This window comes from Micromonospora sp. CNB394, from assembly GCF_000374985.1.
In the GTDB taxonomy this organism is placed as follows: Bacteria; Actinomycetota; Actinomycetes; order Mycobacteriales; family Micromonosporaceae; genus Micromonospora; species Micromonospora marina.
The window spans coordinates 21,710-33,828 of the sequence record NZ_KB895869.1 but is presented as its reverse complement, the minus strand read 5'-3'; the positions used below and the strand labels follow the sequence as shown (position 1 = coordinate 33,828).

16 protein-coding genes and 1 pseudogene are annotated in these 12,119 nt (G+C 73.0%); 10 read left to right on the top strand and 7 right to left on the bottom strand.

The features are described from left to right. Window positions 1-636, bottom strand: a 636-nt coding sequence (locus C569_RS0127845) for a Scr1 family TA system antitoxin-like transcriptional regulator (protein ID WP_018789001.1), incomplete at its 3' end; no start/stop codon positions are given. Between the two features lie 202 nt (window positions 637-838). Between C569_RS0127845 and C569_RS0127840 the strand changes: the two genes are divergently transcribed. Genes C569_RS0127840 through C569_RS0127830 form a run of 3 tightly spaced genes read left to right on the top strand, consistent with a single transcriptional unit; the run spans window position 839 to window position 1,595 of the window. After that, window positions 839-1,093: a hypothetical protein gene (locus C569_RS0127840; RefSeq protein ID WP_018789000.1), complete on the top strand. Its 255-nt coding sequence runs from the start codon at window positions 839-841 to the stop codon at window positions 1,091-1,093. Further along, window positions 1,090-1,353, top strand: a complete 264-nt coding sequence (locus C569_RS0127835) for a DivIVA domain-containing protein (RefSeq protein WP_018788999.1) — start codon at window positions 1,090-1,092, stop codon at window positions 1,351-1,353. The genes C569_RS0127840 and C569_RS0127835 overlap by 4 nt, the downstream gene beginning before the upstream one ends. Continuing rightward, window positions 1,350-1,595, top strand: a complete 246-nt coding sequence (locus C569_RS0127830) for a hypothetical protein (RefSeq protein ID WP_026268739.1) — start codon at window positions 1,350-1,352, stop codon at window positions 1,593-1,595. The genes C569_RS0127835 and C569_RS0127830 overlap by 4 nt, the downstream gene beginning before the upstream one ends. 14 nt (window positions 1,596-1,609) lie before the next feature. Here the strand turns inward: C569_RS0127830 and ligD are convergent, their stop codons facing one another. Then, window positions 1,610-2,635: a non-homologous end-joining DNA ligase gene (gene ligD / locus C569_RS0127825; protein WP_018788997.1), complete on the bottom strand. Its 1,026-nt coding sequence runs from the start codon at window positions 2,633-2,635 to the stop codon at window positions 1,610-1,612. A gap of 11 nt (window positions 2,636-2,646) precedes the next feature. Here ligD and msrB point away from each other — a divergent pair, with 11 nt between their 5' ends. Next, window positions 2,647-3,093, top strand: a complete 447-nt coding sequence (gene msrB, locus C569_RS0127820) for a peptide-methionine (R)-S-oxide reductase MsrB (RefSeq protein ID WP_369754135.1) — start codon at window positions 2,647-2,649, stop codon at window positions 3,091-3,093. Window positions 3,094-3,101: 8 nt separating this feature from the next. Here msrB and C569_RS0127815 read toward each other — a convergent pair whose 3' ends face one another. Then, window positions 3,102-3,377, bottom strand: a complete 276-nt coding sequence (locus tag C569_RS0127815; protein WP_018788995.1) for an isoamylase early set domain-containing protein — start codon at window positions 3,375-3,377, stop codon at window positions 3,102-3,104. Between the two features lie 155 nt (window positions 3,378-3,532). On the opposite strand from C569_RS0127815, the gene C569_RS0127810 reads away from it, so the two are divergent. The 5 genes and pseudogenes from C569_RS0127810 to C569_RS32775 all read left to right on the top strand — a co-directional run. After that, window positions 3,533-3,793: a hypothetical protein gene (locus C569_RS0127810; RefSeq protein WP_013284826.1), complete on the top strand. Its 261-nt coding sequence runs from the start codon at window positions 3,533-3,535 to the stop codon at window positions 3,791-3,793. 58 nt (window positions 3,794-3,851) lie between these two features. Further along, window positions 3,852-4,520 carry a hypothetical protein gene (locus tag C569_RS0127805; protein ID WP_026268738.1) on the top strand — a complete coding sequence of 223 codons (669 nt, stop codon included), beginning with the start codon at window positions 3,852-3,854 and terminating at the stop codon, window positions 4,518-4,520. 124 nt (window positions 4,521-4,644) lie between these two features. Then, the gene (locus C569_RS0127800) at window positions 4,645-6,159 is read left to right on the top strand and encodes a hypothetical protein (protein WP_196806807.1); all 1,515 of its coding nucleotides are present in this window, start codon (window positions 4,645-4,647) and stop codon (window positions 6,157-6,159) included. Between the two features lie 87 nt (window positions 6,160-6,246). Continuing rightward, window positions 6,247-6,744, top strand: coding sequence for a GNAT family N-acetyltransferase (locus tag C569_RS0127795; RefSeq protein WP_018788991.1), 498 nt, complete (start codon window positions 6,247-6,249; stop codon window positions 6,742-6,744). After that, window positions 6,633-7,000: pseudogene (locus C569_RS32775) on the top strand (lytic polysaccharide monooxygenase); the annotation flags it as partial. The gene C569_RS0127795 and the pseudogene C569_RS32775, both read left to right, overlap by 112 nt. Before the next feature lie 138 nt (window positions 7,001-7,138). Here the strand turns inward: C569_RS32775 and hemQ are convergent. Genes hemQ through hemE form a run of 3 tightly spaced genes read right to left on the bottom strand, consistent with a single transcriptional unit; the run spans window position 7,139 to window position 10,344 of the window. After that, window positions 7,139-7,840, bottom strand: coding sequence for a hydrogen peroxide-dependent heme synthase (gene hemQ, locus C569_RS0127785; protein WP_018788989.1), 702 nt, complete (start codon window positions 7,838-7,840; stop codon window positions 7,139-7,141). Next, window positions 7,837-9,246 carry a protoporphyrinogen oxidase gene (gene hemG, locus C569_RS0127780; RefSeq protein WP_026268737.1) on the bottom strand — a complete coding sequence of 470 codons (1,410 nt, stop codon included), beginning with the start codon at window positions 9,244-9,246 and terminating at the stop codon, window positions 7,837-7,839. Before hemG ends, hemQ begins: the two co-directional genes overlap by 4 nt. A 9-nt stretch (window positions 9,247-9,255) precedes the next feature. Continuing rightward, entirely contained in the window at window positions 9,256-10,344 is a 1,089-nt protein-coding gene (gene hemE / locus C569_RS0127775; protein WP_018788987.1) for a uroporphyrinogen decarboxylase, read from the bottom strand. 173 nt (window positions 10,345-10,517) lie between these two features. Here hemE and C569_RS0127770 point away from each other — a divergent pair, with 173 nt between their 5' ends. After that, on the top strand, window positions 10,518-11,090 hold the full coding sequence (locus tag C569_RS0127770; RefSeq protein ID WP_018788986.1) for a DUF3000 domain-containing protein: 573 nt from the start codon (window positions 10,518-10,520) through the stop codon (window positions 11,088-11,090). 150 nt (window positions 11,091-11,240) lie between these two features. Here C569_RS0127770 and C569_RS0127765 read toward each other — a convergent pair whose 3' ends face one another. Further along, complete coding sequence (locus C569_RS0127765; protein ID WP_026268735.1) at window positions 11,241-12,056, bottom strand: hypothetical protein; 816 nt, start codon at window positions 12,054-12,056, stop codon at window positions 11,241-11,243. Window positions 12,057-12,119: the final 63 nt, after the last annotated feature.

Genomic DNA, 12,119 nt, shown 5'->3' with positions numbered 1-12,119 from the left:
GTCCAGCGGGAGCACGCGGATCCGAATGTTGTGCTGCTGGCTGGCCACCACCAGGGCATCGAACTGTCGGGCCAATGCGTGCCGATCGCGTAACGGCCGACGCACCACAGCCTCGTTGAGGATCACGTCCAGATACGGCGCCCGGGGAACAGCCCGTGCCAGCAGTCTCTGCCGCCGGAGCCGCACGTCGACCTTCGCCTGACTTTCGGCGTCCGGAAGGCTGGGCTGGTCGATCGCGATCAGCTCCCGCATGTACTCGACTGTCTGAAGCAGTCCAGGCACCAAACTCGTTTCGTAGTGGCGGATCTTCGTGGCGGCGGCTTCCAGACCCACGTACAGCTTGAACCAGTCCTTGATCGCCTCCCCGTAGCTGTGCCACCAGCCGTGCGCCTTGGTTTCCCGGGCCAGCGAGCGCATGGTTTCGATGGTGTCTCGCGACGCGCCGTAAACGCGGCACATGGCTTCCACGTCGTTCGGGTGCATCGGCACCTGGCCCGTTTCGTAACGCCAGATCCGGGGTGCCGACCATTCGAGTTCCTTGGCCGCCGCGGTCACCGTGACGTGCGCGCCTTCGCGAAGTTCTCTCAGATATCTGCCGAGCTGCCTACGCGGGACGGTGCTTCCCGAGTCGTCCACGTCATCTCCTTTGGTGTTGTCGCGTAAGGCACCTCATCCCTTGGTCTGCATTCTGCCGCGAAAGATTGTCTCGGGCCAGAGGTGAATTGACCATTGTGGTGCCCGCCGGGGACGCGGCGGGTTCGCGGGGACGGATGCCTTTCCCCGATACCTCATCCCGGCATCCGTCCCCGCACCTGGCGCCGATCCCCAAAGGAGAGTCATGGACTCGATCGATCGCATCCTGGGCGACATTCCGCTTCCGCCCTACGTCACGGCCGAGGATGTCACCTTCGCGGTCCGGGCGATCACCGTGCACGCCCCCGAGCAGTGGCCGGAGGGACCGCGCTGCCGCAACGACCGGGCGCCCCACCCGTGCCGGCTGCACCGCTGGGGCCGGCGGGTGCTCGACCTGCGCGGGCTCACCGACCGGCAGATCCACACGCTCGTCGCCGAGCAGACGGCGCCCGTGCGGTGATCTACGTGACCGGCGAACGCCTGCTCCCGCACCAGGTCCGCGCCGCCTTCTTCGACCGGCGCTGGCGGGGCCTCGACCCCACCCAGGTACGCGACCACCTCGACCGGGTGGCCGACGAACTCGAACGTCTGAGCCGTGACCTGATCACCACGCGGACCGAGGCCGAGCGCGTCCGCCAGGCGCTGCGGCAGTGGCAGTCCCAGCATCGCGCCTGCCGTCTCCGTGACCCGGACGCCCCGCCGGGCGGGTGGCCACGATGACCGAGCAGCGCTGGATCATCCACCTGCCCACCACGCTGACCAGCGCCGACGAGGCAGCCGCCCTCGCGGTAACGCTGCGCGAGTCGCTCGGCCACGTCACGGTGATCGACTTCGGCGAGACCACGCTGAGCGAGGAGGACAGCCAGTTCGTGCGTACCCGGGTCTGGTGCGATGCCCGGCTCGGCGGCGCCAGCAGGCGGTGCGGCCACCGCAACGACCACGACGGTCCGTGCGGCGGGTGACCCGGCGTATTGCGTCAGTGACGCGGGCGGTCGCGGTCCTTCGACGGCTGGACCCGCTTCGGCTCGCCCGGCATCTTCGGATACTCCGGCGGGTACGGCATGTCGCCCAGCCCGTCCGCGGCGTCCCGCTCGGCCCACGCCAGCAGCGGCGTGATGTCCCACGGGGCGTCGTCGACGCCGGCGTGCGGGTCGCCGCGCTCGGCGAACCGGACGGGCACCGTCCCGAGGTGGAAGTCGTCCGGGTCGACCTCCGGCAGTTCGTCCCAGTCGACGGGGGTGGAGACGGTGGCGCGGGCGTTGGCGCGCAGCGAGTACGCGCAGGCGATGGTGCGGTCCCGCGCCATCTGGTTGAAGTCGACGAAGACCCGCCGGCCCCGCTCCTCCTTCCACCAGGCGGTGGTGACCAGCTCGGGGCGGCGTCGTTCCAGCTCCCGGGCCAGCGCGATGGTGGCGCGGCGGACCTCCACGAACGTCCAGCGCGGCTGGATGCGCAGATAGACGTGCACGCCCCGGCCGCCGGAGGTCTTCGGCCAGCCGGGCACGCCCAACTCGTCGAGCAGCCCGCGCAGCTCACCGGCGGCGGTCACCGCGTCGGCGAAGTCGGTGCCGGGCTGCGGGTCGAGGTCGACGCGCAGCTCGTCGGGGCGGTCGGTGTCGGCGGCGCGCACCGGCCAGGGGTGGAACACGACGGTGCCCATCTGCGCCGCCCAGGCCACGTGCGCCAGGTCGGCCGGGCACAGCTCGTCGGCCGGGCGGCCGCTCGGGAACGTGATCCGCGCGGTGCGGACCCATGGGGGCACGCCCCGCTGCGGCACCCGCTTCTGGAAGAACATCTCGCCCTCGATGCCCTCGGGGAAACGCTGGAGCGTCGTGGGCCGGTCGCGCAGGGCGCGCATGATCCCGTCGCCGACTGCGAGGTAGTAGCGGAAGACGTCCGCCTTGGTGAAGCCGCGCTGGGGAAAGATCACCCGATCGGGGCTGCTCAGCCGCACCGTACGCCCGGCCACCTCGATTTCCTCGACCGCGCCCTTGCCCGCCATCACGCGACCATATGCGATGCCACCGACACCCGACGTACCGTGGAACGGTGAGTCCTTCCGACAACGACCTGCCCCGCACCGAGGACGAATGGCGCGTCCGGCTGAGCCCTGAGGAGTTCCGGGTGCTCCGTGAGGCCGGCACCGAGGCGCCCTGGACCGGCGAGTACGTCGACACCAAGACCCCCGGCGTCTACCACTGCCGGGCCTGCGGGCTGGAACTGTTCCGCAGTCAGGACAAGTTCGACTCGCACTGCGGCTGGCCGAGCTTCGACGACGCCATCCCGGGCGCGGTCAAGGAGATCCCGGACAACACGCTCGGGATGCGGCGCGTAGAAATCCGCTGCGCGCGTTGCGACAGCCACCTCGGGCACGTCTTCGAGGGTGAGGGCTTCACCCCCAAGGACACCCGGCACTGCGTCAACTCGATCTCGGTGCGGCTGGAGCCCAGCGCCGACTGACGGCGGCGTCACAGCCGCAGCAGGCCGCCGGCCTCGTCCACCTGGTCGGCGGCCTCGTCGTCCAGCCAGACCCCGCCGGTGGCGAGGTAGCGGAAGTGGTACTCCCCCGGCGCGAGCCGGACCGTCACGGTGCGGGTGCCGTCGCGGCGCGGCACCAGTTCGTGCCGGCCGGGCTCCCACCCGTTGAAGCAGCCGACCACGCTCACCGTGCCAGCCGGGGTGTCCCGGGGTAGCGAGAACGTCACCCGGGTCTGGTTGCCGAAGAGCTTGTTGCGCTTGATCACGAATCCTCCGGGGATTTTCGGCGGTCACCAGGGTCAACGCTCGACACGCCGGGAGCGACTCGCCGTCGGGCCGGATCAGGTTCGCCGGTTCCGGTTGCTCGAAGGTGTCGCCTGCGCGACTCTCGAATAACAGGTCCGTTTTCGGGGGGTTTCGCATGGCTGCCTGCGAGGTTTGCGGTAACGACTACTGGATGGCGTTCGAGGTGCGCACCGTCGACGGGTCGCGGCACACCTTCGACTGTTTCGAGTGCGCGGTGCACAAGATGGCGCCGATCTGCGAGCACTGCCAGATCAAGATCGTCGGGCACGGCGTCGAGGTCTCCGGCCGATTCTTCTGCTGCGCCCACTGCGCCCGCGCCGTCGAGGGCGAGCAGGGCGCCGAGGTACGCGACGCGGTCGGCGCCCGCCCCGCCTGACGGCGGCGGGGGCGCTCCCGGGGCACCACCGGCGTCGATCTCCGTCTAGCATCCCTCCGTGTCCCGACGGTTGATCATCGCGGCGGCCCTGACCACCGTCCTCGCCGGCTGCGGTTCCGCCACCGGGCCCGGCACCGCGACGGCCCCCGCGCCCGCGCTCGCCGCGCCCTCACCCACCGACGGCGGCGCCGCCGCGGCGCTGCGCGACCGGTACGCCGCGACCGGCAGCCTGGCCGAGAACCCCGGGTACGCCAGCGCGCAACTCGACTCCGACGGTGTCGCCTGTGGCCGCCCGCTGCCCCTGCTCGACCGGCGGCTCACCGTGTCCACCCGGGTCTTCGTCACCCCGGAGGGCACCCCGGCCGACGAGTTCGTCGAGATCGCCCAGGAGACGATGGTCTACCCGGACGAGGCGGCCGCCGCGGACGCGGTACGGCAGATCTTCGGCGTGCTGGAGGCGTGCGGACACGACGAGGAGGACGGCCAGGTGACCACCGGGCACACCGCCGGTAACCTGCCCGCCGGGCTGGGCGTGCCGGGCCGGGTGGTGTCGGCCACCATGACGGCTCCCGACGGCACCCGCTTCCCGCACCGCTACGGTTGCCTGCACCGGGGGCGGGTGACCCAGTGCGTGGCGGTCTGGACCCGCTCGGCGGCCGGCACCGGCACCTGGTTCACACGCGCCGTCACCGCCACCGCCGCGGGACTGCGCGCGTCGAAGGGCTGAACCGGCGCACCGGACCGCGCCGCCCGGCACCCCTCGGCACGGCAGCCGGTCGCGGTGCCGGCACACGTCGAGAGATAGGGAGACACCGGATTCGGTGACGCGCCGGACGGCCTAGCTTCGGCGCATGACCAGACGTGGCTACGTGACGGAACGCGGTGGCGGCACCTGCACACCCGGTGGGACGCGAGGGAGGTTCGGCGGCGTCGCGGCACTGACGTGTCTCGTGGTGCTGACCGCCGGATGCGGCCTGGTCCGGTCCGGCGGCTCCGAGGCGGCCGGCAGCCGGTACGGGTACGGCCCGAAGCCGGACGCGTCGGTGGTCTATCAGCCGGATGTCGTGCTCGTGTCCGGGGGCAGCGGTGCCATCCGTTCGGTGAGTGGGGACGGGTTCACCTATGTGATCGACGGCGACGCCGAGGGTGTGGCCGACCTCGCACCGGGAAAGATCATGTTCGCGACGAGCGAGGCGCTCGGCCGGGTGGTGCGGATCGAGCCGGTGGGCGGCGACCGGGCGGTGACGCTGGCACCCGTGGAGCTGACCGACGTGGTGCGGGACGGCCACTTCACGATCGACCAGGCACTGGACGTCGAGTCACAGACGTTCGGGGAGTTGCCCGATCTGCTCGGGGAGGTCGTCGACGAGGGCCCCGCGACGCCGGTCCTGCCTGATCCCGCGGAGGCGGCGGGCCTGGGCGTGAACGCCATCGGGGCGGCCGGGTTCCGGCTCGTCGCCCCGCCTGTCGTCCTCGGCCCGGCACGCGAGCCGGGGTCCGGGGCGGCCGACCGCGTCCAGCGGAGCATCGGCGACTGGAGCGTGACGGCGTACAAGGACAGCACGAAGCTGGGACTGACCGCCCAGCACGCGACGGCCGCCGCCGGCCTCAAGGTCGACTTCGACATCCAACTGCTGGTCCGGAACCTTCGCGTCCAGGGTGACATCCGGGTCACCAACGGCGTCGTCCCGCACCCGTCGTTCCGCGTCGACGGGGTCGAGGGTCTCGCGGTCACCGTCGCCGCGGGCGCGGCGGGAGGGCTGAGCGACAACAAGAAGGCGAAGATCGAGTTTCCCATCGAGATCAAGCAACCGATCGTCATCGGCGGCTTCCCCGCGATGCTGAAGCAGACGTTCAAGTTCCTCGTGTCGACGGCGTTCTCGGCGAAGAACGGCAACCTGTCGGCCACCGGCCGGTGGGGGCTCCACGGGCCGATCGGCTACGTCGACTCGTCGTTCCTGACGCCCACCTTCTCGGTGGAGAAGAGCATCGTGCAGTCCATCAGCGGTGTGTCGATCGGCGTCGAGGGAATCGTCGTGGCCGCGGAGTTCCGGTTCGGGTTCATGATCGGCCTGCCGGTCGCGGGCGCCGGGGCCTTCGTCGGTGTCGTGGCCTCGATCGGGCTCACGAACGGCTCGGCGGCCGGCCGGGTGGGGCTGCCGCTCGCCGGGCCCGCCGTCAAGTGCCGGGGCTCCACGCTGGTCCTGACGGTACGGTCCGGTGAGGGACTCAGCGTGTCGGAGCCACTGGCCAAGGCGATCGAGACGGTACTGAAGGTTCCGATCCCGAACGAGGTGGACTTCCTCAAGAAGGACATCGTCAACCGGACGGTCGTCGAACCGGACGTGCCGCTGTGCCGGGGCTGACGTGACCGGGCGCCGGCGGCGCGCCGAACCGACGTGTCCCGCCGGGGGCGCGCGGCCGACCGGAGACGCGCCGCCTAACCTGGGCCGATGCCCGTCGAGTCCCACCTGGCCGGCTTCGCCGACCTGGACGCCCGCACCTTCCACGACCTGCTCCGGCTGCGCATCGACGCGTTCGTGGTCGAGCAGTCCTGCCCGTACCCGGAACTGGACGGCCGGGACGTCGAGCCCGGCACCCGCCACCTGTGGCTGAGCAGCGACGGCGCCGTGGTCGCGTACCTGCGGATCCTGGCCGACCCCGGCGGCGTGGCACGCATCGGGCGGGTCGTGGTGGCGCCGGCCGCCCGCGGCGCGGGCCTGGCCGGCGCGCTGATGGCCGAGGCCCTGGCGGTGGTGGGTGACCGGCGGTGCGTGCTCGACGCGCAGACGCACCTGATCGGCTTCTATGCGGGCTTCGGCTTCGCGGAGAGCGGGCCCGGCTACGTCGAGGACGGCATCCCGCACACCCCGATGCGCCGCGACCCGACTTCCGGGTCGAGCTGTTCGACCAGGCCAGCCTCGGCGCCGACTACATCCGGGTGTACGTGAGCAAGCAGGGCTACAACGCACTCACCTCGCCCCTGCGCCGCAGTGACCTGGAACTGGTCGGCCAGCTCGGCAACACGCCCGCCGGTCAGTGGACGCGTGAGGTGGACGGCCGCCGACCAGCACGCCGCCGACCGGTACGCGGACGACGAGCACGCCGAACCCGGCCGGCGGCTGCACCGCGACGTACGCGATCACCGGTTCGTGGGGCGGCGGCTTCCAGGCCGACGTGCGGGTGACCAACGGCAGCGGTTCGCCGAACCCGGTGCCCGGCATCGTGTCCTGCACGACGACCCTCTGACGCCGGTCTTCTCGGTCGGGGCCCTGCTCGACACCCTTTCGGGGTGTTAAGCAGGGCCCCTTCCTCTACCGCAGGCGTTAAGAAGGGGCCCTTCCTTCACGCCAGGCAGTTGACGATGTCGGCTACCGGACGGCGGCGGCCGGTGTAGAACGGGATCTCCTCCCGCACGTGCCGGCGCGCGCCGGAGGCCCGCAGGTCGCGCATCAGATCCACGATCCGGTGCAGCTCGTCGGCCTCGAACGCCAGCATCCACTCGTAGTCGCCGAGCGCGAACGAGGCCACCGTGTTGGCCCGCACGTCCGGGTAGCCCCGGGCCATCCTGCCGTGCTCGGCCAGCAGCTCGCGCCGCTCGGCGTCGGGCAGCAGGTACCACTCGTACGAGCGCACGAACGGGTAGACGCACAGGTACGCGCGCGGCTGCTCGTCGGCCAGGAACGCCGGGACGTGGCTCTTGTTGAACTCGGCCGGGCGGTGCAGCGCCATCTGCGACCAGACCGGGGTCAGCGCCCGGCCCAGCGTGGTGCGGCGGAACCGCAGGTACGCGTCCTGCAGCGCGTCGCTCGACGACGAGTGCCACCAGATCATCACGTCGGCGTCGGCGCGCAGCCCGGCCACGTCGTACGTGCCCCGGACCGTCACGTCCTTGCCGGCCAGCTCGGTGAAGAGCGACTCGACCTCGTCGACGACGTTCTCCCGCAGCGACGGCAGCGGGCCGGTGGCCCGGTACACCGACCACATGGTGTAGCGGATGGTCTCGTTGAGCTCCCGCAGCCGCGCCGCGTTGGTCTGCTCGGTCATGCTGCCGATCCTTCCAGTGCCGTGATGATCTCTTCGGCCGCCGTCTCGCCGGAGCGGACGCAGACCGGGATGCCGACGCCGTCGTAACCGGCCCCGGCCACCGCCAGCGTCGGGCAGGCGGCGCGCAACGCCGCCCGGACCGCCGCCACCCGGGCCGTGTGCCCGGGCGTGTACTGCGGCAGCGCGCCGCCCCACCGCTGCACGTGCCGGGCCACCGGGACCGGCAGCGGCGCGCCCAGCACCGCCGACAACTCCCGGTGCACCGCGTCGGCCAGGTCGTCGTCGGTGAGCTGGAGCGACGTCTCGTCGCCGTACCGGCCGACCGAGGCGCGCACCAGCGCCAGCCCGTCCGGCCGCCGCAGGTGCCCCCACTTCGTGGTGAAGAACGTGGACGCCTTGATCGTCAGCCCTTCGACGGCCGGCACCAGGAAGCCGGACAACTCCGGCAGGGCCGGGTCGGGCAGCGCCAGCGTGATCAGGGCGACGCTGGCGTAGCCGAGCGCGCCGACCGTGCCGGCCGCCTCGGGCGCTGCGGCGGCGAGCAGCCGGGCGGCCGGGCGGGCCGGCACCGCGAGCAGCACCGCGTCGGCCTCGACGTGCTCGGCGTCGCGGGTCGGCCCGACGGTGAGCCGCCAGCCGTCCGGGGTGCGGCGCAGCTCGCGTACCGCGGCGCCCAGGCGGATCGTCGCCCCGCTCGCCGTCGCCGCCGCCTCGACGAGCGTGCTCAGCCCGCCGGCGAGAGTGCCGAAGACCGGGGCCCCCGGCGCGCGCGGCGCGGCGGCCTGCGCGGCGCGTACCGCACCGACCAGGGTGTGCTCGGCGCGTGCCGCGCGGGCCAGCGCCGGCATCGTGGTGACCAGCGACAGGTCGTCGGCCCGCCCGGCGTACACGCCGCCGAGCATCGGGTCGACCAGCCGCTCCACCACCGCGTCACCGAGGCGCTTGCGGACCAGCTCACCGACCGAGGTGTCCTCGCCGTCGGCCAGCAGCGGGTGGCCCGCGTCGCGGTCGGCGTCCGCGGCCGGCGGCGCGACCGCGGCCACCTTGTCCAGATCCCCGGGTACGCCGACGAGCGTGCCGCCCGGCACCTGGTGCAACGTGCCGTCCACCAGCAGGGCGGCCTGCCCGACGGTGGGGTGCACGATCGAGGCGTCCAGGCCGAGGCGGCGGGCCAGCGTCACCGCCGCCGACTCGCCACCGGCCGGGTCGCGCATCAGGAACGACTCCGCGCCGAACTCGACCGGCCCGCCGGCCAGCTCGCCGGTGTGCAGCTTGCCGCCGAGGCGGCCGGACTGCTCGTACACGGTGATCTCGGTGCGTTCACCGGCCCGGTCGCGCAACCGGACGGCGGCGGCCAGCCCGGTGATCCCGCCACCGACGATCGCCACCCGCCACGGTCGCACCACTGTCGCCTCCTAGCGCTCCGGTCGCGCGGTCAGCTCGTGCACCAGCGCGACCACCCGGGTCAGCACCTCGGGGTCGGTCTCCGGCAGGACGCCGTGACCGAGGTTGAACACGTGGCCGGGAGCGGCCCGGCCCTGCTCCACGATGCGCCGCACCTCGGCCTCCACCACCGGCCAGGGTGCGAGCAGCACGGTCGGGTCGAGGTTGCCCTGCACCGCCTTGTCCGGCCCGATCCGGCCGGTGGCGACGTCCAGCGGCGTCCGCCAGTCCACGCCCACCACGTCGGCGCCGGCCTCGCCCATCGCGCCGAGCAGTTCGCCGGTTCCCACCCCGAAGTGGATCCGCGGCACACCGGCGCCGAGCCCGCCCAGCACGTACGTCGAGTGCGGCAGCACGAACCGGCGGTAGTCCGCCTCGGAGAGCGCGCCGGCCCACGAGTCGAACAGCTGCACCGCGGAGACCCCGGCGTCGATCTGCACCTGGAGGAACGCCAGCGTCACCTCGGCCAGCCGCGCGCACAGCGCGTGCCACAGGTCCGGGTCGCCGTACATCAGGGCCTTGGTCTTGGCGTGCGTACGCGAGGGGCCGCCCTCGACCAGGTAGCTGGCGAGCGTGAACGGGGCACCGGCGAAGCCGATCAGCGGGGTGTCGCCCAGCTCGACGACGAGCCGGCGCACCGCCTCGTCCACGTACGACACGTCGTCGCGGCCGATCGGGCTGATCCGCTCGACGTCGGCGGCGGTGCGGACCGGCTCGGCCACCACCGGCCCGGTGCCGGGCACGATGTCCAGGTCGACGCCGGCCGCGGCGACCGGCACCACGATGTCGCTGAACAGGATCGCCGCGTCCACGCCGTGCCGGCGCACCGGCTGGAGCGTGATCTCGGTGACCAGCTCGGGCCGGCGGCAGGACTCCAGCATCGGCACGTTGGCCCGGATCTCCCGGTACTCCGGTAGTGACCGGCCGGCCTGGCGCATGAACCAGACCGGGGTGTGCGGGCCCGGCTCGCGCCGGCAGGCGCGGACGAAGGGCGAGTCGGCCGGCCCGCCGCGGCGGGGTTCTCCGTCTCGGGCGGCAGTGCCCGTGGTGTCGGTGGTCATCGCGGCAATCGTGCCACGCCCCCGGTGCGCCCCCGCGCTCACCGTCCGCATTTGTGACGTAGAAGGAAGGGCCCCCGCTTAACGCCTCCGGTAGTGAAAGGGCCCCTTGTTAACCGTCGATCACCCGGCGCGCCGTCACGCGCCGCGCGGTGAGCGCGGCATAGGCTGCCCGCATGGCCCCCCCGATCGCGCTCCCGGAAACGTTCGCTCGCGCGGTCGCGGGGCTGCGGTCGGTCACACCCCGCCCGGAGATCGTCCTGGAGGAGGTCGGCGCGCCGCAGCGGCTGGCCCCGTACGCGTTCGCGCTGTCCGCCGCCGTGATGCGCGACGACGACGAGGTGTCCACCGGCCGGCTGATCCTGCTGCACGACCCGGCCGGGCACGAGGCGTGGCAGGGCACACTGCGGCTGGTCACGTACGTCACCGCCGAACTGGAGGTCGACCTCGCCAGCGACCCGCTGCTCCCCGGCGTCGGCTGGACCTGGCTGACCGACGCGCTCGACGTGCAGGGCGCCGGGCACCGCGCGATCGGCGGCACCGTCACCCAGACGCTCTCCACCCGCTTCGGCGAGCTGGCCGGGCCGCCCGCCGCCGGTGACATCGAGATCCGCGCCTCCTGGACGCCGCTGCGCGCCGACCTGGGTCCGCACCTGCTGGGCTGGTGCACGCTGCTGGCCTCCACGGCCGGCCTGCCGCCGCCCGGCGTCACCGCGCTGCCCACCCGCCGCTCCGCCGGTGCCGCCTGACCCGCCGCTGCGCAGAGCGGGACCGGACACCCGCCGGGTCACCGCTACCCGCCGGGTCACCGCCACCGGCTCGCGGTGGGCGTACCCCTGCCGTTCGACGCGCGAAGGCCGCCCCGGGCGAGCCGGGGCGGCCTTTCGGATGAACGCCGGTCAGAGGTAGTTCTCGGCCTCGTCGCAGACCTTGTCCAGGCCCTTGTTCGCGGCCTCGAAGGCGGCCCGGTCGCCGCGCGACGCCGCCGCGATGGCGGTGGTCAGCTTGTCCAGGCAGCTCGCGATGACCTTCTTCTGCCGGGCCTGCTCGTCCCGGTCGTTCTTGGTGCCGGTCAGGTCCTGCTGGGTGTCCGACAGCCGCTCCTGGACCGCCTTCAGCTCACCCTTGAGCTTCTCCATCTCCTGCTGGTTCGCCGAGATCGTGCCGTCACGCTGGCTGACCGTCTGCCGGGCCTCGTCCAGCTCGCCGTTCGTGGAGACGTACAGGAACGTCATGACACCGCCGAAGACGAACAGCAACGCGGCGACGAGGCCGAGCACCAGCGCGGCCCACCTCCGGCCGCCGCCGGCCGCCGGCGCGGCACCCGCCGGGCCGTAGGGGCCGGGCGGCCCGGACATCGGCGGCGGCGCGAAGCCGGGGCCGGACACCGGCAGAGCGGACGCGGGCGGGACCGACATCGGCTGCGCGTAACCGGGCCCGGAGACCGGCGGGACGGAGACCGGCGGCGCCCACATCGGCTGCCCCGGTGGGGGCACCGGGGCGGCACCCGGCGCGTACCCCGGCTGTCCCGGCGCGGCGGGCTGGTATCCGCCGTACCCGGGGGCGCCGTCGGACACGGTCGGCTGGTGCAGCGTCGGCGCCGGCTGGTTCGGGTCGTACTGCTGGGGCGCGGGCCGGCTACCGTACGGGTTGCCGTAGACCGCGCCCCCCGGCGCCGGGGGCGGGTTGTCGCCCCCGGCCGGTGGGTAGGACATGTCGTTCCTCCAGATGTGCTGGTCCCCCGTGGGGTGGCCCGACGGGCCGGGGTCGATGGGTGG